22 protein-coding genes and 3 pseudogenes are annotated in these 23,886 nt (G+C 65.1%); 14 read left to right on the top strand and 11 right to left on the bottom strand.

From position 1 onward, the window contains the following. Window positions 1-313 precede the first annotated feature (313 nt). Together V2J52_RS01140 and V2J52_RS01145 are read left to right on the top strand one after the other, a co-directional pair. The gene (locus tag V2J52_RS01140) at window positions 314-652 is read left to right on the top strand and encodes a hypothetical protein (RefSeq protein ID WP_331225828.1); all 339 of its coding nucleotides are present in this window, start codon (window positions 314-316) and stop codon (window positions 650-652) included. Between the two features lie 480 nt (window positions 653-1,132). Further along, window positions 1,133-2,314 carry a tyrosine-type recombinase/integrase gene (locus V2J52_RS01145; RefSeq protein WP_331225829.1) on the top strand — a complete coding sequence of 394 codons (1,182 nt, stop codon included), beginning with the start codon at window positions 1,133-1,135 and terminating at the stop codon, window positions 2,312-2,314. A gap of 121 nt (window positions 2,315-2,435) precedes the next feature. Here V2J52_RS01145 and V2J52_RS01150 read toward each other — a convergent pair. The 5 genes and pseudogenes from V2J52_RS01150 to V2J52_RS01170 form a co-directional block, all read right to left on the bottom strand. Then, window positions 2,436-2,632: pseudogene (locus tag V2J52_RS01150) on the bottom strand (DEAD/DEAH box helicase family protein); the annotation flags it as partial. Window positions 2,633-2,655: 23 nt separating this feature from the next. Then, window positions 2,656-3,705 (bottom strand): hypothetical protein, encoded by a 1,050-nt coding sequence (locus tag V2J52_RS01155; protein WP_331225830.1) that lies wholly within the window; start codon window positions 3,703-3,705, stop codon window positions 2,656-2,658. 319 nt (window positions 3,706-4,024) lie between these two features. Next, window positions 4,025-4,606 (bottom strand): recombinase family protein, encoded by a 582-nt coding sequence (locus tag V2J52_RS01160; RefSeq protein ID WP_036280117.1) that lies wholly within the window; start codon window positions 4,604-4,606, stop codon window positions 4,025-4,027. Window positions 4,607-4,796: 190 nt separating this feature from the next. Further along, entirely contained in the window at window positions 4,797-5,414 is a 618-nt protein-coding gene (locus V2J52_RS01165) for a nitroreductase family protein (RefSeq protein WP_193762657.1), read from the bottom strand. Between the two features lie 10 nt (window positions 5,415-5,424). Next, window positions 5,425-6,759, bottom strand: a complete 1,335-nt coding sequence (locus V2J52_RS01170; RefSeq protein ID WP_331225831.1) for an MFS transporter — start codon at window positions 6,757-6,759, stop codon at window positions 5,425-5,427. A 137-nt stretch (window positions 6,760-6,896) separates the two neighbouring features. Between V2J52_RS01170 and V2J52_RS01175 the strand changes: the two genes are divergently transcribed. The 4 genes from V2J52_RS01175 to V2J52_RS01190 all read left to right on the top strand — a co-directional run bounded on the left by V2J52_RS01175 (window position 6,897) and on the right by V2J52_RS01190 (window position 11,073). Further along, window positions 6,897-8,678, top strand: a complete 1,782-nt coding sequence (locus V2J52_RS01175; RefSeq protein WP_025104940.1) for a multicopper oxidase family protein — start codon at window positions 6,897-6,899, stop codon at window positions 8,676-8,678. A gap of 158 nt (window positions 8,679-8,836) precedes the next feature. Further along, window positions 8,837-9,622 (top strand): acetoin reductase, encoded by a 786-nt coding sequence (locus tag V2J52_RS01180; protein ID WP_025104939.1) that lies wholly within the window; start codon window positions 8,837-8,839, stop codon window positions 9,620-9,622. 377 nt (window positions 9,623-9,999) lie between these two features. Beyond that, on the top strand, window positions 10,000-10,551 hold the full coding sequence (locus tag V2J52_RS01185) for an MFS transporter (RefSeq protein ID WP_156366483.1): 552 nt from the start codon (window positions 10,000-10,002) through the stop codon (window positions 10,549-10,551). Window positions 10,552-10,593: 42 nt separating this feature from the next. Then, window positions 10,594-11,073, top strand: a complete 480-nt coding sequence (locus tag V2J52_RS01190; protein ID WP_079113303.1) for a cupin domain-containing protein — start codon at window positions 10,594-10,596, stop codon at window positions 11,071-11,073. Window positions 11,074-11,593: 520 nt separating this feature from the next. Here the strand turns inward: V2J52_RS01190 and V2J52_RS01195 are convergent. After that, window positions 11,594-11,737 (bottom strand): annotated as a pseudogene (locus V2J52_RS01195) (IS3 family transposase); the annotation flags it as partial. 239 nt (window positions 11,738-11,976) lie between these two features. On the opposite strand from V2J52_RS01195, the gene V2J52_RS01200 reads away from it, so the two are divergent. From V2J52_RS01200 to V2J52_RS01230, 7 genes are all read left to right on the top strand, one after another. Beyond that, the gene (locus tag V2J52_RS01200) at window positions 11,977-12,213 is read left to right on the top strand and encodes a heavy-metal-associated domain-containing protein (protein ID WP_017791819.1); all 237 of its coding nucleotides are present in this window, start codon (window positions 11,977-11,979) and stop codon (window positions 12,211-12,213) included. Window positions 12,214-12,264: 51 nt separating this feature from the next. After that, window positions 12,265-14,304: a heavy metal translocating P-type ATPase gene (locus tag V2J52_RS01205; RefSeq protein WP_331225832.1), complete on the top strand. Its 2,040-nt coding sequence runs from the start codon at window positions 12,265-12,267 to the stop codon at window positions 14,302-14,304. 15 nt (window positions 14,305-14,319) lie between these two features. Further along, the gene (locus tag V2J52_RS01210) at window positions 14,320-14,751 is read left to right on the top strand and encodes a cupin domain-containing protein (RefSeq protein ID WP_271986251.1); all 432 of its coding nucleotides are present in this window, start codon (window positions 14,320-14,322) and stop codon (window positions 14,749-14,751) included. A gap of 35 nt (window positions 14,752-14,786) precedes the next feature. Next, window positions 14,787-15,692: an NADP-dependent oxidoreductase gene (locus V2J52_RS01215; protein WP_331225833.1), complete on the top strand. Its 906-nt coding sequence runs from the start codon at window positions 14,787-14,789 to the stop codon at window positions 15,690-15,692. Window positions 15,693-15,769: 77 nt separating this feature from the next. Beyond that, entirely contained in the window at window positions 15,770-16,099 is a 330-nt protein-coding gene (locus V2J52_RS01220; RefSeq protein ID WP_331225834.1) for a hypothetical protein, read from the top strand. A 48-nt stretch (window positions 16,100-16,147) separates the two neighbouring features. After that, complete coding sequence (locus V2J52_RS01225) at window positions 16,148-16,876, top strand: Crp/Fnr family transcriptional regulator (RefSeq protein WP_331225835.1); 729 nt, start codon at window positions 16,148-16,150, stop codon at window positions 16,874-16,876. A 58-nt stretch (window positions 16,877-16,934) separates the two neighbouring features. Next, window positions 16,935-18,812 carry a heavy metal translocating P-type ATPase gene (locus V2J52_RS01230; protein WP_101624671.1) on the top strand — a complete coding sequence of 626 codons (1,878 nt, stop codon included), beginning with the start codon at window positions 16,935-16,937 and terminating at the stop codon, window positions 18,810-18,812. A gap of 22 nt (window positions 18,813-18,834) precedes the next feature. Here V2J52_RS01230 and V2J52_RS01235 read toward each other — a convergent pair whose 3' ends face one another. The 3 genes and pseudogenes from V2J52_RS01235 to V2J52_RS01245 all read right to left on the bottom strand — a co-directional run bounded on the left by V2J52_RS01235 (window position 18,835) and on the right by V2J52_RS01245 (window position 20,146). After that, complete coding sequence (locus tag V2J52_RS01235) at window positions 18,835-19,146, bottom strand: metal-sensitive transcriptional regulator (protein WP_101624672.1); 312 nt, start codon at window positions 19,144-19,146, stop codon at window positions 18,835-18,837. A 24-nt stretch (window positions 19,147-19,170) separates the two neighbouring features. Further along, window positions 19,171-19,479 (bottom strand): annotated as a pseudogene (locus V2J52_RS01240) (hypothetical protein); the annotation flags it as partial. A 34-nt stretch (window positions 19,480-19,513) separates the two neighbouring features. Next, window positions 19,514-20,146, bottom strand: coding sequence for an IS3 family transposase (locus V2J52_RS01245; protein WP_271986256.1), 633 nt, complete (start codon window positions 20,144-20,146; stop codon window positions 19,514-19,516). Between V2J52_RS01245 and V2J52_RS01250 the strand changes: the two genes are divergently transcribed. Beyond that, window positions 20,112-21,042 (top strand): IS5 family transposase gene (locus tag V2J52_RS01250; RefSeq protein ID WP_434056362.1). Its coding sequence is split into 2 segments (ribosomal slippage): window positions 20,112-20,486 and window positions 20,488-21,042, totalling 930 coding nucleotides; the frame shifts between segments, so codons are not numbered across the junction. The genes V2J52_RS01245 and V2J52_RS01250 overlap by 35 nt on opposite strands. Here V2J52_RS01250 and V2J52_RS01255 read toward each other — a convergent pair. Beyond that, window positions 21,022-22,953, bottom strand: a complete 1,932-nt coding sequence (locus tag V2J52_RS01255; protein ID WP_331225838.1) for a DEAD/DEAH box helicase — start codon at window positions 22,951-22,953, stop codon at window positions 21,022-21,024. The genes V2J52_RS01250 and V2J52_RS01255 overlap by 21 nt on opposite strands. Then, a complete protein-coding gene (locus tag V2J52_RS01260) occupies window positions 22,950-23,762 on the bottom strand; it encodes a Hachiman antiphage defense system protein HamA (protein WP_331225839.1) in 813 nt (270 codons plus the stop codon). The genes V2J52_RS01255 and V2J52_RS01260 overlap by 4 nt, the downstream gene beginning before the upstream one ends. Window positions 23,763-23,886 lie beyond the last annotated feature (124 nt).

Here is a 23,886-nt window from a genome sequence, read left to right on the forward strand (position 1 = left end):
CGCGCAGAGGATCGACTACGAACGCACCCGCGGACTCCTCACGAGCGACCAGTCTGACCCGCTCGATACAGCACCCGGGGCACAGCAACGGCGCAGCGGCCGAACGTTGTGAGCGTCACCGATCGCGTGAGTGGGGTTGCTCTTCCTTAGCTTCGTGGTCGCCGGTATCCTGATGGTGGCAGGAGCAACCACACGCCAAGCCCCCAGTATCTACAAGGGGCGACGCAGACCGTTCGAGAAGCATCTCGGGCACTCAACCACTCAGGACCAGCCAGACCGCGATAGTCCTGCGTGCGAAAGTGAGGCCCACATCATGCTCCTGAGTCGGCTCTGGAACGCCAGCATCCACACCCGCGTCTTCCTGCGTCGCTGGATGCCCACCAACATCCTCCTCGACCGCCTCCGCTCACGCCGAGGCCTGCGGTGGGGTGTACCTGCGATGCTCCTCGGCGTCGTCTACTTCCTTATCGCCGCCACCTGCACCGGCCTCATCGAACAGGGATGGAGCGAGTGGCTCTACCTGGCCTTCTTCTGGGCGCTGTGGAACGGGCTGAAGTTCCTCCTCTTCGGGCCGTGGAGCGTGGTGCTGTTGGTACGTGCGCGACTTCGCGAACGCCGGGCGCACGGATCAGCCAGACCTGCCCGAGCCTGAACAGGGCTGTGCTCACAGGTTTTCGGATGGTTGATCAGTCGTTTGCCCAGACGCGGGGCAATTCGTCGGTCAGCTCGTGCACCGCGGCAACAGACAAGCAGCACACGATCGCGCGCGGCGACCGAAACACCACAGCCAGCGCATCCGGATACGAAGCCGGCGGTGCTTCGCCGTGCCAGAAGACACTGCGGAGAGCTCCATGATCTGCTCGACATCCCGCCACGCGTACAGATCCCGCGGGTGCGCGCCGTGCGCCCTCGCCGTCTCTGTCGTGAACGTCGACGGCAACGAAACCCTGATCTCTCTCATGGATGCAATCCATGCGCAGTAGTACGTCGAGTGCGTGGGTTTATCCATCTGCTCGGCCCGGTGTTGGCGAGACTTAAGGGATGCCGTCTTTGCATCGTCCTCATTCACACGCACCGACACCGCCGCGAATCGCGACCGGCTCTCCCAGCACGCCGGGGGAGTGGATCGCTCGTGGTTAGGCCTCGCACGCCGATCGGGACCTACGGCACGATTGCCGTCCGTCGGCAGCCCAGCGGCCGGTATGCGGCGCGCACGCGCTACCGCGACTGGGACGGCAAGAGCCGCCACGTCCAAACCACGGCCACCACACGTCCTGCCGCGGAACGGGTGTTGAAGAAGAAGCTCGCCGAGCGTTCGCTGTTCCACCCTGGGTTCACCGGGATGAGAGCCGACAGCGCGTTCACTGCCCTGGTGGACTATTGGCTGGAGGACATGGAACTCGAAGACCGCCTCTCCCGCACGACCCGGCAACTGTATGAGCGGAACATGCGCACCCTCGTGATGCCCTTCTTCCAGGACGTCACGCTCCGCGAGATCGGCGTGGCCCGTTGCGACTACTTCCTCAAGCAACTCGCGAAGCAGAGCTACAACCGTGCCCGCCAAGCCCGCGTCGTTCTCCGCCTCGCCCTCGGACTTGCCGTCCGGCACGAGATCCTGCCGCGCAATCCCATGGACCACGTCTCACGCCTGCGCAGACCCGCCCGCAGCCCCGATGTGTTCACCTGGGACGAGATCACGGCTATCCGTGCCGCGATCCGCGATTGGGAGAAGCGGCCGATCCACGCCGGTCCCCGCCCGGACGGGCAGCTCGGCCAGATCGTCGAGGTCATGCTCGGCACATCCGCCCGCATCGGCGAAGTCCTCGCGATTCGCCTCACCGACCTCGACCTCGACGCGCCCGTACCGATGGTTCGCATTGCCGGGACGATCGTCAGCCGCAAGGGCGAACCTACACATCGACAGGACCATCCGAAGACCGCGCGCTCGGTTCGTCGCGTCGCGCTCCCCGGGTTCGCGTTACGCGCGGTCCGTTCCCGGGTCCGCGCGCTGCGTTTCGCCGGCCCGGAGACGCTCTTGTTCGCCGCCCGTGTCGGGACACCGCACACGACGAACAACGTCCGTCGTCAGCTCCGCGACGTCACGGACCAAGCCGGCATCGAAGGCGTCACCCCGCACCGCTTCCGTCGCACCGCCGCAACCGCGATCAACGACATCGGAGGACTCCAGCTCGCCTCCGAACTCCTCGGCCACAGCGACCCTGCCATCACTCGCGAGCACTACATCCGCCGCAACGAAACCGTGAACCCCGCCACCGCCGACTTCCTCGAGCAGGCCTTCGGGAGGGCGAGCTGAGCTGGCGCGCTGTCAGGAGGGCAACGAACCACCCGACGGCGCGATCGGTCGTGTTATCTCTGTGCTCAGGAGTCCCTGTGTGAAGCGCCGGAACTGAGTCGTCCACGCGACCGCATTCTCGGTCGGTGACGGTCGGTCGGGCACTGCGGAGCATGAAGATTCCGGTGTCGAGCGGCAGCGTGCGCAGCGCGGCGGGCGGGAGGATGGGTACCCGGCGGATGGAGCGCTGGCTGGAGTGCGCGCCGTGGGCTTCAGTCGTGACCGAGTCAGCGGTTCACCGATCAACGTGGACAGGTCCTGCAGGTGGCTGCTGGTGGACAGCCTCGCTCTCCGAGCATGCGTCAGGATACAGGTCTCCTAACTGCCACGTCGGCGACCGTCCTCCGATACACGAGCGCCCCCAGGCGGGGAAACCAGGTGGCTTCGTCGGTCAGTAGGTCTCGGGCGATCGACCAAGGGGTTGCGAAAAGGCTCGTCGGTGCCAGCATCGCCGGGTCGGATCCCAGCGCGATCGCGGCCGCCCGATGCCTGACCCCTCGCGCCATCAGATCGCGCGCCGGCGGGGTCGAGGCACCGAAGCGGAGGTAGTCCGGGAATGCTGAGACCACCGGGGAAAGCGACTCGCCGGTCTCGGTGGCGTGCTCCTGGATCAGGGCTACGGCCTGCTCGACGAGGGTCACGAAGTCAAACAGGATCACCTTGGCGTGGATGCGAAGCAGCACATCGACGCTGACTCCCGCGCGTACGGCTATCTCCTCGAAGGTTTGTCCTTCGAGCCAGGCCAGCAGCAGCCGCGTCAACGACCCGCCGAAATCCGTCACTTCGGTGCTCCGGTAGGCGATCTCGGCCTCGCGTTGGAATCCCGGCTGCTCCAGGGCCCACGTCACGAATACACCGATCAGTTCGGGATCAAGGGGCGACTCCGCCGTACCCCAGGCCGGGTAGCGAGGGATCAGGACGTCGAGCACCCGGTCCACAAGTCGCGGGCGTGCCGACGTCGTGCGGGCTAGCGCGAGGCGCCCTGTCTCCCGCATCTCCACAAGCCGTCGTGCCCGCAGCTCGAAGACGCTCAGCAGCAGCGCCCGCTCCTGCTCGGTCGCTTTCGCCGCGGCGAAGGTCTCAGCGGCGAACCGCTCCGCGACTCGTGCGAACTCGTCCGCTCCCAGCTCGTCGCGGATCAGCTCGATCAAGGCCGCATCAACGCCATCGACTAGCGAGAACAGGGGGGAGTTCGCCTCGAGCACCTCGTTGGTGAGCTGCCGCTGAGCGCGCGCCAGCGCTCCCTCGAGCTGGCGGATCAGGTCGATGAGTGCGCCGTCCACAGGCTCGCCGGGCTGGCCTTCGGCGACCGGGCTGACTGCGTCCCAGTCGTCCGGGTTTGCACAGATCACTAGGGCGTGTCTCCCAATCGCGGGGGGGGTGACCCGCGATTCTGGCCGGCAAACTGTTCAGCGAACCCACGATCGAGAAGTTGGACGTCCTGGCCTCTAAGCTCCCCGCCTGAGACTACGATCTCGTCGAGTGTGTCGCTGTGCGATGTTCAGATCGCACAGCGACACACTCGTCACGATGGGGTCACGTTGGTGGCTGCGTGCAGTGCGGCGGTGAGGTAGCCCGGGGAAGCACCGACACCTTTGTCCGCGACGTGCTCGGGCCCAGCGATGTGAGCAGCTTCGCTCGGTGTCGTCCTTCTCGCTTCGCTCGGTGTCGTCAGGCGGCGGGTGGGTTCGCTCCGCCGCGCTGGATCGCTCGGTACACGGTTGAGCGGGCGACACCGAAGAGCTCGGCGATTTCGCTCGTGGTGTGCGTGCCGGCACGGTGCAGCGCGACCAGGTGCTTCTCCTGTGAGACGGAGAGCTTGGGCTTCTTTCCGCGGAGCTTGCCCGCGGCCTTAGCGATCGCCATCCCCTCGCGCGTGCGGGCACGGATGAGGTCGGCTTCGAACTCCGCGACCATCCCGAGGACGTTGAACAGCAGTCGCCCAACGGGATCGGTTGGGTCGTAGACGGAACCTCCGAGGTTCAACGTCACGCCCTTGCGCGTCAGCTCGTCGGCGATATCACGAGCGTCGGGGAGTGATCTTGCGAGGCGATCGAGCTTGGTGACGACCAGGACGTCACCTTTGCGGACCGCGGCAAGCGCTTCGCGGAGCCCCGGGCGTTCACGGTTCGTTCCGGTCATGCCGTGGTCGACGTGCACGTTCTCGGGATCGACGCCGAGCGAGTGGAGGCCGTCCCGCTGCGCGGCGAGGTCCTGCCCAGAGGTTGAGACGCGGGCGTATCCGACAAGCATGCGGCGACTGTAGCGTTTAGGGCACCTTCACCGGGCATTTTTGCGGGACAGTCTTACGGGAATCGAAGGCTTAGGTAGTTGCTGGGTTCTGGTCGTTCACCCGGATGGTCCGCACCTGTACCGGTGGACGACCCCTCAGCGGGCCGCCGGTTCACTGTCATCGTGCAGTCGCGATCCTGTAGGTTCTGGCTCAGGGAGTTCTCATGCGTCGCGCACGGATACCCCGGTCACGGCTCTGCGGCATCTGCCCGAAGTGAGGCCCGGGGTCGAGGATCGGGCGCGACGAGCTCGTCAGGCGGTCCCGCAGGGCGTCGTCGATGCTGCCGACGTACAGCCAGCCCATCAGCAGTTCGTGATCGGCCAGCCCGTGCGCGGCCCGTACTTCGGGCGAGTTGGCCAGGTGTCCCGTGCGCCATTTGACGCCCCAGCCGGCCTGCCAGAGGGCCAGTTGGAGCAGGTGGCCGACGCCGGCGGCGGTGGCGTGCTGTTCCCATTCGGGCACGTCGGGGTGTTCTCGAGGGCTGGCGACCAGGGCGATGAGCAGCTCCGCGCGGAAGGGCTTGGGGTTGCGCTCCCCAGGTTCGCGGTCGACGCTGCCGGCGGCGTCCAGTGCCTCGCCGAGTCGGGTGCGGTCCTCGCCACGGAGTGTGATGAGCCGCCACGGGCGAAGGGACTTGTGGTCGGCTACCGGGGTCGCTGCGGCGAGCAGGTGCATGAGCTCCGCATCGGTCGGCGTCTCCGGTCCCACTTTGCCCAGTGAGCGCCGAGTCGCCATGGCTTCGAGCAGGGGATCAGAGAAGTGGACCATGTATCCATTGTCAGCGCCTGGAGACATCCGGTAGTCGTCGAGAGGCGACCACCCCCACCGCGCCCATCGCGGCCAGGAACAGCAGCGCCCACTGCAGGGCGAGGGTCGCCAGCAGCGCGCTGATCGCGCCGACGATGAGCAGGACGAACCCCATGGCGGTGTTCGACACCGCCACGTAGGTGGTGCGCTGGTCGCCCTCGGCCATGTCGATCACATAGGTCTTGCGACCGACGCGCACGCCCGTGTGTGTCAGCGTCAGCAGGAAGTAGGCGGCGACGAAGACCAGATTGCCTGCCAGCGATGCTCCTGCGAAGACGGGGAGCGCGACGAGCACCACGAGCGCCACGATGATCGCGGATGCCGCGGCAGCGCCGAACGTCATCACGTTCCTGCTGGAGCGGTCGGCCCATCGGCCGAAGATCCTGCCGCCGATCAGGGCGGCGACCCCGGAGGCCAGGATGAACCCGCCGAGCCCCGACAGTCCGCCCGCTCCGGAGGCGATGGACAGGGCCACCACGAACGGCGGGGCGAGTGAGGAGACGAGCAGGAGACTGCGCACCCCGACGAAGCGGCGGAAGTCGCGGTCGCCGCGCAAGAGTGCGATGGTCTCTGCGAACCAGTTCGGCCCGGGGCCAACATCTTTCTCGACGCGGCCGGCGCCGACAGGTTCTTCGGATGGTTCGCGAATGCCGACGTACACTGCCGCCACCAGCACCCAGAGTGCGGCACCTGCCGCCAGCAGCCACGCGAGCTGTTCGGCCGCCAAGTCCTCGCCGCCGAGAATCCGGATGCCCAGGCCCAGGGTGATGGCCACCACTCCGGACGCCGTGGTCGCCAGCCCGTTGATCTGCCCGCGTTCGCCCTTGGGTATGGTCCTCCCTTGGACGTCCTTGGAGGCGATCGAGCACAGGCACCGCCCCAGCGCGAACGCCGCCAGCCCGACCAGGATCACGACCCCGGCGACCAGGCCCTGCCCGAGCGCGGCGGTTCCGGCGATCACTCCCGCCGAAGCGGCCTGCACCAGAGCGCCGGAGATGAACACCCACTTGCGGAACCGCACACGGACGATGAGTGGCGTGAGGAACGCCTGCGGGAGCATCGAGAGCGACTCGCGGATCGGCACCAGTAGGCCCGTCAGCGCCACGGGAACGCCGAGGGCGTTGAACAGCCACGGCAGCACGGTCGAGGCGTTGACGATCTGATCGCCCGAGGACTGGAGCGCGTTGGCGGCCACCAGTCGAAGTCCATTGGGCGCGAGATTGCGTCGCACCTCAGGATCGAGCTCCTGCTCGGCCCGCTTGTCCCGGTGCAACACCGCCGAGTAGATCCGCTCCCCAGCGCTCATACCCGGGAATCTAGACCGCGCCCGCGACATCCGCGAGACCTCTGTTCGACGCTCGCGTCTGCGCGCGGAACTCCATCCGTTATACCCGTGTGTGCATAGTCCCACGACACGTCGGGCGGGCTGGTAGCGTGTAGCGCATGGCCGCCGCGCACCGCATGCCTCTGACGCCGTTCGTCGACGTTCTGCCGTTGCCCGAGCGCCTGCTCGCGCGCGATCACAACGGCCGTCTGACGGTGCGGATCCGTACCGGCTCGCACAGCTTCCATCGCGATCTGCCCCGGTCGCGTGTGTGGGGCTACGACGGCACGCTCCCAGGCCCGACGATCGAGGCTGAGCGCGGCCACCCGGTCCGCGTCGAGTGGCGCAACGAGCTTGACGGCGGGCTGCCCGTCATCGTAACGATGGCCGGCGACGAGGTCGACGCCGACGGTGTGCCTGTGCAGTGCAGTCCCGGTCTGAGCGGCGGCACGCCGGACCCGCACGCCGCGGCGCTGACGGGACACTCGGTCGTGCACCTGCACGGTGGCCTGACACCGGCCGTGTACGACGGCTGGACCGAGAACCTCTTCGCACCCGGCCAGCTCGCCGTATTTGACTACCCGATGGACCAACGCGCGACGCTGCTCTGGTACCACGACCACGTGATGGGCGTCACTCGGTTCGACGTATACGCCGGGCTGGCGGGACTGTGGATCATCCGCGACCAGCGCGAACGTGACCTCGGGCTGCCCGAGGGACCACCGTACGAGGTGCCGCTGCTGCTGCAGGACCGTAACTTCGGACTCGACGAGGGCGGTCGGCTGACCGGCCAGCTGGTGCACAAGACCGACCCTGGGGTGATGGAGGCCTTCGCGCCGTTCACGGTCGTCAACGGCAAAGTCTGGCCTATCCTCGACGTCCAGCCCGCCACGTACCGCTTCCGCGTGCTCAACGGCTCCAACGCCCGCACCTTCCGGCTCGTGCTGCTGCGAGACGGCGTGCCCGAATTCGATCGCATCACTCAGATCGGCACCGACTCGGGCCTACTCCGCGAGCCCGTCGCGCTGCCACCCGACGGGCTGGTCCTCGCCTCAGCCGAGCGCGCCGACCTGCTCGTCGACTTCTCGGACCTTCAACCGGGCACCGAGCTCACGCTCTACAACACCGCCGGCGCTCCGTTCGATGGCGCGCCCTTTCCCGCCGCTGATGCCGCCGATGCCGCGGATCTCGACGCGCTGCTGCCGTACCCCCAGGTCATGCGTTTCCGTGTCGTCCCGGGCCCGGTCGCGCACCGTCCGGTGCCCCGCGAACTGGCGACCGACTTCGCCCTGCCAAAACCCGAGGAGCTGGACGCGGCGCCGCGGCGTGCCATCGCGCTTGTCGAGCGCGAGTTCGAGGACGTACCCAACATGCTGACCATGCGTGAGCTCGCCGTTGTCGACGACGAGGACGAGACGACCGGTCCGCTGATCACCCTCACCGACGGCGACCACACGACGCGCTACCGCGCGGTTGCCGCCCACTTCGAGGACACCGCCACGTTCTTCCCGATGCTCGGCCAGTACGAGATCTGGCAGCTCATCAACCTCACCGATGACACGCACCCCATCCACATCCACCTCGATCCCTTCCAGGTCCTCGCGCGCCGGCCCATCGGCTGGGAGATCCCCGACGACGGCATCGGCGATCTCGACCTCAGCGCGCGGATCACTCTCGGTCGCGACCCCGACGACGAGCTCGACCACGTCATCGACGCCAACGAGCGCGGGCTCAAAGACACAGTCCGCGTCAACCCCCACGAAATCGTCGAGATCGCCGTCCGGTTCCACGCCTACAGCGGCCGCTACATGTACCACTGCCACATCCTCGAGCACGAGGATCGCGATATGATGCGGCCCTTTGTGACCATGCCTCCCGAACTCATGCCGTTCATGGCGTGACCCTGGCACGTCAGGAGCGCCAGGGAATACAAATCGATTCGCCATGTTGAAGTGGGAGACGGGCAGCCACTTCTGCTGGCCCTGCACTGTACGACGCGCCAGGCCCGCGAACATCGAATCTGCTGGGCGCCCGTTCGCGTTTGAGAAGGAGTACGAGAATGGCTATTCAGGATAAGGTCGCATTGGTCACCGGAGCCGGGCAGGGGATCGGGCGCGGCATCGCGCTTCGTCTCGCCGCCGACGGTTTTGACATCGCCGTCGCGGACATCGAGCCGCAGCGCGAGAAGGGTGATTCGGTCGTCGCCGAGATCGAGCAGCTGGGCCGAAAAGCGGTCTTCGTCGCTGCGGACGTGTCGAAGCGCGACCAGGTCGTTGCCGCTGTCGACGCAGCCGCCGAACAGCTCGGCGGGTTCGATGTGATCGTCAACAACGCCGGCATCGCCCAGATCAAGCCCGTACTCGAGATCACCGCCGAAGAGCTCGATCAGATCTTCCGGATCAACGTCGACAGCGTGGTCTGGGGCATCCAGGCGGCCGCAGCGAAGTTCGAACAGCTCGGTCACGGTGGAAAGATCATCTCCGCGGCATCCATCGCGTCGATCCAGGGGTTCCCCATCCTCAGCGCGTATTCGGCCTCGAAGTTCGCCGTTCGCGGCTTCACCCAGGCGGCCGCGCAGGAGCTCGCTCCGAAGGGCATCACGGTGAACGCTTACGCGCCCGGCATCGTCGGCACCGGCATGTGGGAACTCATCGACGCCGAGCTCAGCAAGATCAACGGCAAGCCACTCGGCCAGAACCTCAAGGAAAACGTGGAGGGCATCGCGCTCGGCCGCATCGAGACCCCCGAGGACGTCGCGAAGGTCGTGTCGTTCTTCGCCGGCCCCGACTCGGACTACGTCACCGGCCAGGTGCTTCTCGTCGACGGCGGCATGCTTTACAACTGAGTCATCACTGACCGTCTCACCACCCGCCGCGCGTCGGCGTGTGACCCTCCCGGGCGCCCTCCGGTATCGGCAGCTCAGCCCGCAGACCGAGCAGTCGGAAAGGCCTCGTGAAGATCAGACGAAGTCACGACCGGATCGTACTCACCTGCCCCTCGACGCGACCTGCGTCGGGGGGCTTTTTCGCGCCCACAAATCGGCGCCCAGTGGTGCAGCCACCTCGATACGCCTGTACTGAATTACGTATCGAACGCGTCAGCCGCAACCTCCGCGAGCTCGAGGTCAGGGCGCGCACGCACGTCCGGCGGGTTCTGCCTGCCGGGACGCTCACCGCGCGTCGAGGGCTCCCGGCGAATGTGGTGTTCGCAGCCGCCTTGTCCATGGCGTTCTTCACCGCAGACCTGTTCATTCCGCTCGCCCTTACCAGCGTGCGAGGGATCAGCGCTACACTCGCCGGGATCGTCCTGACCGCAGGCATCATCGGGTGGACCGCCGGCGCCTATGCCCCCGCCCGGCTCCTGAAGTGGGGCATGACCAAGGGGGGCATCGCGCGCCTCGGAGCGATTCTCGTCATCGCGGGTTTGACGGTGATCGGTGCCGTGATCCTCACCACCGTCCCCGTCCCCGTCGCCGCCGTGGGCTGGATCATCGCCGGGCTCGGCGCCGGTCTCGGTTTCACGATCAACTCCATCGCCGTCCTCGATGATGCCGCTGGCACGGTCGGGCGCGCCTCATCGCAGATGGAGCTCGGCAACCAGGCCGGCATCGCCATCGGCACCGGGCTCGCCGGTGCCCTGGTCGCCACCATGGGCGCCACTGCAGCCGGACTAAGCGGCGTCCTCGTCGTCGCTGGGGCCGGCGTCGTACTCGCTCTCCTCGCCTCCACGAGGTTCGCCGAAACCCACCCACCCTTGACTCCCCCCGAAAGATGATGCTGACTTGGACTCGAAGTCCGAGCACAAAAGGAGAACACAATGACCATCAACGACATCGGGCCCCGCCCGAACGCGTTCGACATCGAAGAGGCCACCCGGCGGAACGAGAACTACCGCAGCGTGGCGTGGACCGGGAAGTATTTGCAGGTCACGCTGATGTCTATCCCGGTCGGGGAGTCCATCGGCCTGGAGGTCCACCAGAACACCGATCAGTTCCTGCGCCTCGATGCCGGACAGGGCAGGGCCGTCATGGGCCCGGCCAAGGACCGGCTCGACTTCGAGCAAAACGTCTCGGATGGGTGGTCTGTCCAGGTCCCCGCCGGCACCTGGCATGACGTGATCAACACTGGCGACGAACCGCTGCGCCTCTACGCGATTTATGCCCCGGTGCACCACGCACCTGGCATCACCCAGGGAACCAGCGACAAGGCAGAACAAGACGAAGCGACCGGTAAGGACGAGCCTCCCGCATGGACCGTCCAGCCCGAGGACAGCGCGCCGGACGAGCACGCCAACTGACGTCTACTTGTGTCACCGCTCCGTAAGGATGTTGCGGACGAGGATCGTCTTGGTCCACCCCGGGCAGCGCGCCCCGCCGCCGCGTGAAGACATCGGCCGGTCTCGACCGGCCGATGTCTTCACGCTCCCGCCCCTCACGCTGGTAGGTCTGACGATCACGGATGTCGAGGACCTCGACTGGGCCTCGTGTCAGAGTGTCGGCAAGGCCGCATGGTTCCTCGGGCAGGCCAACACTGTGCCCTGTCTGCGACACCGTGCGATCACAGAACGCCGCCACAAAGCGTCAAACTCCACACGCATGGGAACGATGCATCTGGCGGCGGAGAAAGCGGGTGCCCAGAAGCCGCTGGCAAAAATTTCACCGAGCTAAGAGGACGCCCGCCGAAAACGATCGCTTACGGCGCGCAGGACTCAGGGGCGTCTGCCCCTACCTTCAGCCAGTAATCGCGTGCTGGTTAGGCATGGGTGTCGCCGGAGGCAAACTGAATTGGCCTGGTTCTTGTTCCGACCGGTTTGTCTGTCAGCCGGTCGGTGACAGAAGCGTCTCGGTTTCAGCGTAGTACGCCTGTTCGACCTCGATCGGAGTACGCATATCGAGTTCCCCGTGGAGACGCTCATGGTTCCACCACCACACGTATTCGAGGGTCGCAAGCTCGACCTGCTCGACCGTCCGCCAGGGCCTTGCTGACGGATCAGTTCGGTCTTGTAGACCTTCATGGCGCCCAGCAGATCAACCAAGAAGCGACTCACGGCACCCAAGTAGCTGGTGAGCCACAGAGAGGAGCTCCTAGCACGACTTGATCTAGGTCAAGGCTGAGGCTCTGTCAACACAATAGTCTGGGTCGTAAAGGCCAGGAACCTCCTGGTCGATCCCCGTTTCGGGGTGAAGCGAAAGGACTCATCATGGCGAACGCTACTGACACCACCCACACTCTGCTGCGCGCCGAGGGTTTCTCGTGCCCGTCGTGCGTGACCAAGATCGAGAAGCAGGTCGGCAAGCTCGATGGCGTCGAGAACGTGACGGTGCACTTCGCCTCGGGTCGCGTTGAGATCGACCACGATGAGACAAGAAGTTCCGTCGACGATCTCATTGCTGCTGTCGATAAGGCCGGCTATAAGTCGAAGGCCTCCGCGTTCTAGCCCAACGGCTCCTCACGCACTGAGTTCTCCAATTCGAAAGGCGGCACATTCGTGAACGCGTTCCGTAAGTGGCGGTATGGCAACTGGTTCATTCCCGTTGTCTCGGGCCTCCTCATTCTCGTGTCGTTCGGCGTCGAAAAGCTCTTCGGCGGCAGCTGGAACGTCACGGTCGGTCCGCAATGGTGGATCGACGCTGGCGAACACGCCCACGGTTCTGGTCATGTGTTTACCCTTGCGAACGCGTTCATGCTCGCCGCAGCAATTGTCGCGGGGTACGGAATCGTCGTGAAGGCCGTCCGGGCACTGCTCGTAAAGTTCATCAGTATCGACCTGCTCGTATCGATTGCAGCGATCGGCGCGACACTTATCGGCAACTTCTGGGAAGCTGCCGCCGTGACGTTCCTCTTCGCGATCGGTCACGCACTCGAAGCCGGCACGATGAACAAGACCCGTGCAGCGCTCGCTGAGTTGGTCGCGGTGGCCCCCGACGTTGCAGTCGTGATGCGCGACGGTGAGCAGGTCGAGATCGCCGCACATCAGGTGCGCATGGGCGAGATCGTGCTCGTAAAGAACGGAGCGAAAGTTCCCGTCGACGGGCAGGTCGTGTCAGGCACCGGAGCGATCGACGAGGCATCGATCACGGGTGAGTCGATCCCTGTCGAAAAGACGAAGTCAGATCACGTGTTTGCGGGCACGATCTCGCGGGGCGGATTCCTACAGGTCATGGCGACCGGCATCGGAGCCGACACGACGCTCGCGCGCATCATTCACCGTGTCGAAGAAGCGCAGGATGCGAAAGCGAAAACGCAGGCATTCATCGACCGATTCTCGAAGTGGTACACGCCCGCGGTGATGGTACTCGCGCTTGCGGCGGGCCTCATCTCTGGTGACGTAGTGCTCGGCCTCACGTTGCTCGTGATCGGTTGCCCGGGCGCGCTCGTCATCTCGATTCCCGTGGCGATCGTAGCGGGAATCGGCCGCTCGGCCCGCAACGGGATTCTCATCAAGGGCGGCGAGTACCTCGAAACCTCGGCCAAGATCTCGGCCGTCGCAGTCGATAAGACGGGGACTCTCACCGAGGGCCGCCCGGTACTCACCGACATCGTTGTGCTCAATCCTGAAGCGGATCGGCGCGAGGTGCTTCGCTGGGCCGCCGCAGCAGAAGCAGGGTCCGAGCACCCACTTGCCCGCCCGATCCTCGACACCGCACGAGAAGAAGGAGTGGCCCCCGAGGGCCTTCCGGGATCGGTCACACCGGTCGTGGGCAAGGGGATCGTGGCCGACGCTCACGGCAAGCGGGTACTCATCGGTAACGTGCCGCTGCTCGAACAGTACGAGATCGTGAACGACGCGGGGGCGGCTGTGGCTGCGAACAAACTGGCAGCGGCAGGCAAGACCCCCATGATTGTCGCGGTCGATGAGAGCGTGCTTGGCGTAATCGGTGTCGCAGATACGATCCGCGAAGATGCCCCCGAGATGATCAGGCGCTTGCACGCTAGCGGGGCGCAGAAGGTGGTGATGCTCACCGGAGATACGCGCCTTGTCGCCGAAGCCATCGGTGAGGCGGTCGGTATCGATGAGATCCATGCTTCGTTGCTACCCGAGGACAAGCTCGACGCTGTCGCGCGGTTGCAGCGCGAGGGGCACACGGTCGCGATGGTGGGCGACGGCGTGAACGACGCCCCGGCCCTCGCGACCGCCGACATTGGTGTTGCCATGGGTGCAGCGGGCTCAGCGGTGGCCGTGGAGACGGCAGACATTGCCCTGATGGGCGACAACCTCTTGAAACTGCCCGAAGCAATCAGCCTCGCCAAACGCACCGTGAACGTCATGCGCCAGAACATCTGGATCGCGCTCATCACCGTTGTCGTGCTGCTCGTCGGGGTCTTCGCAGGGGGTGTCACGATGGCTATCGGCATGCTCGTGCACGAGGGATCGGTGCTCATCGTAATCCTCAACGCGATGCGCCTGCTGCGCAACACCCAAGGAGCCACTGCGTTGTCGAGGAGTGAACGCGCCCGAGCCGCACATAAAACAGGCCGCCCGGTCGAACCAGCCACGGCCCAGAGTTCATCCGAACTTCCATCTTAAGAAAGGACCACACACATGAGTGAGAACCAGTTCAGCGTCCGCGAGAAGGCGACGCACTTCATCATCGACGAGGTCGCGAAAGCAAACACGAATTTTCGTCAGGTGCTCTGGACGGGAAAGCATTCCCAACTCGTTGCGATGACGATTCCGGTGGGCGGGGAGATCGGCGACGAGGTGCATGACACCACCGACCAGTTGCTGAGTTTTGTGTCGGGCAGCGGAGAGGCCGACCTTGACGGCGAGACGCACACCGTTGATGCTGGCGACCTGTGCGCTGTCCCGGCCGGTGCTCGCCACAACTTCCGCAACACTGGCGATGAGCCTTTGGTGCTCTACACCGTCTATTCACCTCCGGAGCACGCAATTGACGCGGAGTATGCCACGAAGGAACTCGCTGATGCGGCAGAGGCTTCGGATGAAGACGCTCCGCCACAGGCAACCACGTAAGTGTCACTCACCTGGAGAATGAGGAGAAGTCAATAATGTCGAAAGCGCTGGTCTTCGCCGCCTATGGCGGCCCCGAGACGCAGGAACTCGTTGAACGCCCCGCTCCGGCGCCTGGGCCTGGAGAGCTCGCGATCGAAGTGAAAGCGGCCGGGGTGAACCCTGCTGACTGGAAGATCCGTGCGGGGCAGATGGGCTCCCACTGGCCGCTTCCCGCACCGATGGGCCGAGAGGCCTCCGGTGTCGTCACCGCCGTAGGCGCAGAGGTCGAGAACTTCGCTGTCGGTGACATGGTGCTCGGCCTCGCGGCCAAAGGACAGGGAACGTTCGCGAAGCACACGGTGTTCGATGCGGCACAAACCGTCCAGAAGCCCGAAGAGCTTTCCTTTGCTGACGCTGCAGCACTGCCTGTCGCAGGGGCGACTGCGTATGACGTGACGCATCAGATCGAGCTGGAACCTGGTCAGACGATGCTGATTCTTGGCGCCGGAGGTGGGGTCGGGCTGATGGCGGCGCAGATCGGCAATGTGCACAAGTTCACGGTCATCGGTGTGGCCAGTGCAGCGAAGCAGGAACTGGTGGAGTCGACCGGCGCGACGTTCGTTGCCTCCGGGGAGGGTGCGGCTGGCCGGGTGCGTGCCATCGCGCCGGAGGGTGTTGATGTGCTCATCGACCTGGTCGGTGGGCAGGCGCTTCGTGATCTCGCGGTCGTCGCCAAAGACCCGAGCGTCATCATCAGTACCGCAGACCCGACCACCGTGCAGCAACTCGGTGGCGTAGCGGTGGTGCGCACGCGTGAAGGGCTCGAGAAGGTCACCGGCGTCGCCCAGTACGGTCTCGTCGACCCGCAGGTGACGGACCGGTACAGTCTCGATCGGGCTGCGGAAGCCGTCGCCATGGTGGAGGCCGGGCACACTGCCGGCAAAGTGATCATCGAACCATGACCCAGCGGCCTGAGGCACCGACGGACGCCGTATTCACAGCAGTACGGACGTCTGATCCTGTGGCCTCAATAAACCGGGTGGCCGATGCATACGGGTCGCCTGAGGTTGATATCGAGGGCATTCTCGGCGCCGAGATCTCACCGGATGACCCTGACCGTGCGGTCATCGAGCCGTGGGCCGCGGCAGTCGATGGCCCCATTCTCGATGGCGGATCGCTGCTGATGTCCTTTTTCGTGGGGCCGCGGCTGGAGGCATTCGACCATCCGATCGCCGCCGCATACCGGTGGCCGATGAACAAAATGGTCGAAGCCCTCACCCACGCCGGGTTCGAGGTGATCGGGCAGCGCTCGAACCCGCGGACGCCACACGCGTACATCACTGCACGCGCCACCCCTGGCTTCAGCTGAAGCGCGTGTGTTGTGCCACGAGTCGCCATACTAGAAGGGAAGGGAAGGATGCCGTTGGCTGTTTCGACCGATGTGGATGCTGATCCAGCAAATGATCTCTGCGTGGCCCGTGTACCACTGTTTCAAGGGCTCACGCATGGGCAGCAAGTGGAAGTTGCGGGATTTGCACGTACCGTCCGATTAGACGCTGTCGAGCGGGCGTATACAGCAGGCTCGGATATGTCCCAGTTGATGGTGGTGCACATCGGTCAGGTGAAGATCGCTCGCACAAGTGCGGCTGGGCACGAGCAGGTGATCCGGGTCCTCGGTCCGGGTGACTTCATCGGAGAGTCCGCGTTTCTCACCGGTGCCAGACCTGATCACGCGGCAGAAGCGCTCGTGCATACCGAACTGTGCGTGTTCCGTCATGCCGATCTCGGGCGTCTCGTCGAGAAGCATCCGAGCATCGGGCTGCGCATGCTGCAAGGAGTGAGTCAGCGCTTGGATGATATTGAGGCGCGGCTGGCTTCTGTCATCTCGGGAAACGTGAGCTCTCGTCTCGCCGATTACCTGCTCTCGCTCCCTGCGACGCCAGGGCCGCGAGGAGCTATCTACGTGACGCTGCCGCTCGCAAAGAAGGACATCGCTTCGCTCCTGTCCACGACACCAGAGTCCCTCAGTCGGCAACTTCGCAAACTCACCGACACCGGGGTGATCTCACAACAGGAACAGGGGCGGATCACGATCACTGATGTGACCGCGCTCACCGCACTCTCAACCCTCACGAAGAGAGACTGAGAACAGCACCGTGCCAGCCCAGACCATCGCCCCACGTACCTCGGAAGCGTCACACGCAATGTCATCGACGGTGGAATTTCTTCGCAACCGCAAGCTCATGATGTTCGTGCTCGTCGGTTTGGCGACCGGGGTTATGCTCTGGTTGACCGGCGCAGAGATGGCTCTCGGGGTCACCGCATACTTGGTGCTCGGTATCGTGATCGTGATCACCGCGATCGACATGTTCAAAGATCTGATGCGTGGGCATTGGGGGCTCGACATTCTTGCGGTCATCGCCATGATCGCGACACTCGCCGTACAGGAATATGTCGCGGGGCTCATCATTGCGTTGATGCTCACCGGAGGGGAAGCGCTCGAAGACCTCGCCGCTCGCCGCGCGAGCCGAGAACTCGACCAACTGTTGAACCGAGCCCCAGCATTCGCGGGTCGAATTCACCCGGTAACAGGTGAGGTCGAACGCATCGCGATCGAAGAGGTGAAAGTCGGCGACGAACTGCTGGTGCGCTCCTCAGAGATCCTCCCCGTCGACGGGGTGCTCCTATCGGATCACGCGACGATTGATGAATCATCCGTGACCGGTGAACCGATCCCGGTGAACTACCGCGCGGGCGACCCACTGCTTTCTGGAACGGTCAACAGCACGACGAGCTTCACGATGCGCGCGCAGAAGGTGGCAGCCGATTCGAACTACGCCTCGATCGTACGGTTGGTCGAGGAGGCCGTGGACTCCCGGGCACCGATGGTGCGACTCGCCGACCGTTATGCGGTGCCGTTCACCATTGTGTCATTGCTGATTGCGGGCTTCGCGTGGTTTCTCAGCGGGGACCCGGTGCGGTTTGCCGAGGTGCTCGTCGTGGCGACGCCGTGCCCGCTGCTCATCGCCACCCCGGTCGCGTTCATGGGCGGGATGAGTTCCGCGGCAAAGCTCAACGTCATCATCAAAGACGGTGGCGTGTTAGAGGTGCTCGCCCGGGTCCGTGCAGTCGCATTCGACAAGACCGGCACCTTGACCGAAGGTAAAGCCGACGTCGTCGAGATTCACCCTGCTGCCCGCACCGTAGACGAGACGCTGCAGCTCGCGGCCGCCGCCGAGCAGTACTCCGTGCACGTGTTCGCCGATCCGATCGTGGCATCGGCACGCACACAGCAACTTGAGCTTCCCGAAGTGGTGACGGCCGACGAGGTGGCAACAAACGGTGTCCTCGCCTCCCTGGCAGACGGCACCTCGGTGCGAGTGGGCAAACCCTCATTTATCGAAGAGGTGACCGGGCCGATCGATCGACCCGTACTCTCAGCTGGGGAGACGGCCGTCTACGTATCGGTCGGTGACGAGCTCGCCGGAGTGATCATCTTGTCCGACCCGATTCGTGAGCAGTCTGCAGACACGGTGTCCCGTCTTCGCCGAGCAGGCGTAGCCGAGATCGCGATGGTGACCGGTGATATCACGTCGACCGCGGAGTCTGTCGCACACGCGGTCGACATTCAGACGGTGCACGCTGAGACCACTCCCCAGACCAAGGTGCGGATTGTGCAGGCGATGCGGCCGAGACCCGTACTCATGGTCGGCGATGGGATCAATGATGCCCCGGTGCTGGCGGCCGCCGACGTCGGTGTTGCGATGGCGGGCAGGGGTGCAACGGTCGCGAGCGAGTCAGCAGCGGCGGTGATCACCTCGAACGACATCGCGCGAGTGGCAGATGTGGCCTATGTCTCGCGGCGCACGGTGCAGATCGCCCTGCAGTCGATCTGGATGGGCATCATCATCTCAGTCGGTTTGATGCTCGTCGCCGCATTCGGCTATTTGCCGGCGGTGGTGGGAGCGCTGCTGCAAGAGATTGTTGACCTTGTGGCCATTCTGTCGGCGCTCCGCGCGCTCCGAGCGCACCGGGGTGCGCGGCGCGAGGGCCCTGCTCGGCGGGAAATGCCGGTAGGCTAACCCGCGAGACCGACTCACACAGTCACGATCGGATCAGCCGGTTGACCGCGGCAATGGACTCCTGAATCTTCTCGTGGGCGGCCTCGTCGCTAAGCTTGGCGGCATCGAGCACACAGTGCTTCAGGTGGTCATCGAGCAGCCCCGTCGCCACCCCCTGCAGCGAGCGGGTGAGCGCACTGACCTGGGTCAGAATGTGGATACAGTACTGCTCTTCGTCGATCATGTTCGCGATGCCCCGGGCCAAACCTTCGATTCGTTTCATGCGCTGCAGGTAGCGCTTCATATCGCCGATACACCCGTGGTGCGACGCATGCGATTCAGCGGTTGATGACATGTGCTGATCCTGGGCTGCGTGAGTTCAGTTCGTGCGTTCGAGCACGGCGCGAGTGCTGGCTTCTGAGCTGAGATCGATGCGGCGCAAGAGCTGGGCATTCAGCGACACGACGATCGTCGACAGCGACATCAGAATCGCTCCGACCGACATCGGCAGCCCGAACCCGACGCGGGCGAGCACACCGGCGGCAAGCGGCACCGAAATCAGGTTGTACCCCGCCGCCCACCACAGGTTCTGTTTCATCTTGCGGTAGGCAGCACGTGAGAGTTCGATCACTGAGAGCACCGAACGCGGGTCAGAGCTGGCGAGGATCAGCCCTGCCGACGCGATTGAATTGGCCTGGTTTCAGTTCCGACCGGTTTTCCTGTCAGCCGGTCAGTGACAGAAGCGTCTCGGTTCCAGCGTAGTACGCCTGCTCGACCTCGGTTGGTGTGCGCATGTCGAGTTCTCCGTGGAGGCGTTCGTGGTTCCACCACCACACATATTCGAGCGTCGCGAGCTCGACCTGCTCAACCGTCCGCCACGGCCCCTGCTGACGAATGAGCTCGGTCTTGTAGAGGTTGTTGACCGCCTCAGCCATCGCGTTATCGAAACTGTCGCCGACAGTTCCGGTCGAGGGCACCGCTCCGAGTTCCGCGATGCGATCCGTGTAGACCATGGCGGTGTAGTTCGACCCGTGATCGGCGTGATGGATGAGCCCATCGAGCCGGCCGCCTGACTGCCAGGCCGCCATATCGAGCGCCTGCATCGGCAGGACCTCAGACTTCAGCGTCGCAGCAACGTTCCAGCCCACGATCCTGCGCGAGTACACGTCGGTGACGAACGCGACATACGCGAACCCAGACCAGGTAGCGACGTAGGTCACGTCGCACACCCAGAGCTTGCGCGGCCCATCCGCGACGAATCTCCGGTTGACTAGGGCGTGTCTCCCATATGGAGAGTGAGGCTCGCGGCAGTCTGGTCGGGTGAGGTCGACGGGTTCGCGGTATCGGGTATTCACGGATGAGCAGTGGGAGCGGATCGAGCCGTTGCTGCCGTCGAACGAGGGGCGTCGCGGTCACCCGTTCGGCGACAACCGTCGGGTCGTGGAGGGCATCGCGTACCGGTTTCGCACGGGGATCCCGTGGCGTGATCTGCCTCGCGATGAGTTCGGGCCGTGGCAGACGGTGTGGAAGCGGCACCGCCGTTATGCGGGGGACGGCACCTGGGACCGTGTGCTGACGCGGATTCTCGCGGAGGCGGACGCGGCGGGGAAGATCGACTGGGCGGTGTCGGTGGACGCGACGATCGCGCGTGCGCATCAGCACGCGACGGACACCACCCGCCCGGAGCAGGACACAGGGGGCGGGATCGAATCACAAGAATCTGCCCTGGCACGAGATTGAGCCGCCCGGTCACGGCATCGGCCGCTCCCGCGGCGGGCTGACGACGAAGATCCATCAGGCCGTCGACGGGCACGGCCGACCGTTGGCGATGATCGTCACCGGCGGGCAGCGTAACGACGGCGCCATGCTCGCCGAGGTGCTCGCTCAGATCCACGTCCCCCGGCACGGGAGAGGCAGGCCGCGCACCCGGCCCGAGGCGGTGATCGCGGACCGCGCCTACGCGACCGGCGTGATCCGCACCGAACTGCGCCGCCGCGGGATCAAGGCCGTCATCCCCGACAAGCGCGACCAGGCCGCCGCCCGGAAACGGCGCGGCAGCAAGGGTGGCAGGCCACCCGGGCTCGACGCCGCCGCCTACAAGGGCCGCAACGTCGTCGAGCGGTTCTTCGCCCTCGCCAAGCAGTGGCGCGGCATCGCGACACGCTACGACAAGCTCGCGATCACCTACCGTGCCGGCGTCACCCTCTGCGCGATCCTCACCTGGCAACGCCTATTGGGAGACACGCCCTAGTCCGCGGGTGGAGCTGCCCGCTCGCCCAGCACGCCCCACCAAGTTCTTGATGTCACGGGCCAGCATTGGCACGGGGGCGGCCCTGTCCGCGCTGCGCTTCACCGAGTACAACACCATCGTGCGCAACGGGAGGTTGACACCCTCCGCCAAGGTGCTGGTGCACATCACCATCCCGATGTGTCGGTCGGCGACAAGTTCCTCGAGGACCTCGCGGGTCTCCTGCGGCACGTCCCCGTGGTGCACGATCGCGCCTGCCCGTAGCGATCTCGTGCCCACCCAGTCGTTCCCGAACTCCGCGCTCAGGTACGCCACCGCCGACTCAACCATTGTGTCATCGCCGACGTGGTCCAGTGGCGAGGGAAGGTCCAGCCCCGCCTCGAGCTGCTTGAGGAGCTCGTTTGCCAGCCCCACGGCGCCACGATTGCCGCCCTTCTCCGCAGCGAAGATCGCTACAGATCCCAGCGTCAGCCCCTTCCGTGCGGCGGCCACGGCCTGCGTCTTCGTTGAGGAGTACGAGTAAGTGTTGCGGCGGCCCGTGGACGGGTTCGTGAAGTGAAAGTCCTGCGGGCGTAGGAAGTCTGGGAGCGTGTACGACGGCACCGAAGTCGACGGTTCGTGAAGCTCCAACCCGATCCTCGTCTGCCCGCCTGTGCCGATAGGGCGCAACACCGCGAACTCGGCGGTCGAGGGCCTGTAATCGCTCCTGACCACCGTCGCGTCGGACCCTCCTAGCCAGGTGTTGATCTCTTCCACGTTCGGCACGATTGCCGAGACGAACACGATCCGCGGGCTCGGAGTAGGTGCCTTCAGGCGCGCCAACAGCAGCTCCAGACCCACCCCGCGTGCACCGCCGTCGAGCAGGTGCCCCTCGTCGCAGACGACGAGCGAGATCGTCGTCTGCAGCTCAGGATGCGCACCGACCAGACCGGTGAGGGCTTCCGGTGTGGCGATGATGACCCGTACCTCGTCGAGGTCCTCGCTCTCCTCGATGCCCGGTACCGTCCCCCCGTACACCGTGCGGGTGCGCAAGCCCATTGCGCTCAAATGTAGGCCGAGGCTTCCGCGCAGCTCTCGGGCCAGCGCTCGGTACGGGACGAGTAGGACAGCCTTGCTCTCCGGCGAACGGGTGAGATGGTCGAAGATCAGCGTTTCAGTGAGTGCGGTCTTTCCCGCGCCCGTCGGCATCTGCAGTGAGTACGACTGCCCGCTGGTCAGCAGTCCCGCATCGATCGCCTCGATCTGCGACGGGAAGAAGTCCCATACCGGCTGCCGGCGATCGAGGAACGACCCGACGAGCGGATCCCACCTGCCCGCCGTCCCATCCGGAAGCACCGCGCGCAGGTTCGTCTCTTGGAACCGCTGGAGCAGCGCAAGGTAGAGGCGGTTCGCGACCCACTCTTCTGGGCCGACCTCAAGCGCTTGCGCTGCGTCCGTCTGCGCTGCAGTGACGGCCGCGTCGACGACGATGATGTCCCCGCTGCGCACCGAGTCCACCAGCGCGCGCGTGGATGCCGCGGCCGGGTTCGCCGGTCGCGTCAGCAGCTCGTGCGCCGCCCGCTGGACCTCGGTCTCCCAATACCGCGGGTCCGAGCGGCGCATGATCATTACAGCCGACGCCGGGTACCCACCCAGGTAGAACGCAACTGCAGCGAAGAACAATGCATCTGCGCGCGCACCGTTCTCCAGCTCGCGGCTCACCGAATCCAATGCGCGGCCTAGCGATGCCCAGTCCAGTGGATCACCCGCCCCGGCCCGCACCATGTCGAACAACTCTCCGACGAGGGAGAAGTACAGATCGGTCGTGCGGTCCTCGAGATAGTCGAGCTGGCTTAGCGGCGCTCCCAGCCGGAAGTCCTCGATCGCGTAGTGGGTCTCCGCGTCCGCGATCCATCGCGCCAGCGTGTCTCTCACGCGACCGCCTCCGACTCGTCAGCACTCACCAGCGCCGCGTCGTAGACCAACTCGTAGTTCGCCTTGAGATCGGGCACCGAGATCACGATCAGAGCTCGCTCGCTCGTTGGCGGAGCCACCGCACCCACCAACTCAGCCGCAACCAGGCTGGCGGCGATGACCGCCACGGCGCGGAACTCACGTCGCGCCGTCGGATGGTCAACGGGGTGTATGAAGCGGTCCAGCTGCGCCACTGTGACCGTCGACAGCCCCGTGTCCAAGGCACGCTCTTTGAGCCAGTTCAGCGTCTTCACGAACCGCCGGGAGCTGTCCTTCTCCGAGTCCGTGATCGCCTCCTCGATTGGCTTCGATCTGCCGCGAGTCGACTTCGTCTTCACCTCCGAGCAAATGATGCGATCCTCATCCGACGCCGCCGGCCAGTGCGGGAGGACCATCTGCACGACATCGGACCCCGAAGCAGGCTTCGTACGATCGTGCTTCAGCCGCCACTTCTTCGGGTCCAGGACCTCGCCCGGATGCTCGCTGGCCGCCTGGAACAGAGCCGTCAGGATCTCCCCGAAGTCGCCGGCCATCGTCGAGCCCCGATCCGGGAGCTTCGTGGCGATGATCTCCTGGGCCGACACCGAGGTCTTCGCGATGCGATCCTGGAGCGTCTCGTCCGAGATGTAGCAACGACGAACCGGGACGCCGAGCTGCTCCGCAATGGCCGACGCCGACGCCACGTCGATCTCAACAACCGTGAAAGGCGTGCTCTGAATCGTGGAAAAGATGTTCCCGAACGCTTCGAGGTCTACCTCCAGTTCCTTCATTTCACTCACCAATCTCCGCGCCAGCGCTGCTGGCCCGGCCATTCTCGGTCGAGCCAAAGGGCCACCGATTCGGAGATCGCCCCGATCGAGTATCCGGAGTACAGGGTTCCGGCCTCGGATCGAT

The organism is Georgenia sunbinii (assembly GCF_036421875.1).
In the GTDB taxonomy this organism is placed as follows: domain Bacteria; phylum Actinomycetota; class Actinomycetes; order Actinomycetales; family Actinomycetaceae; genus Georgenia_B; species Georgenia_B sunbinii.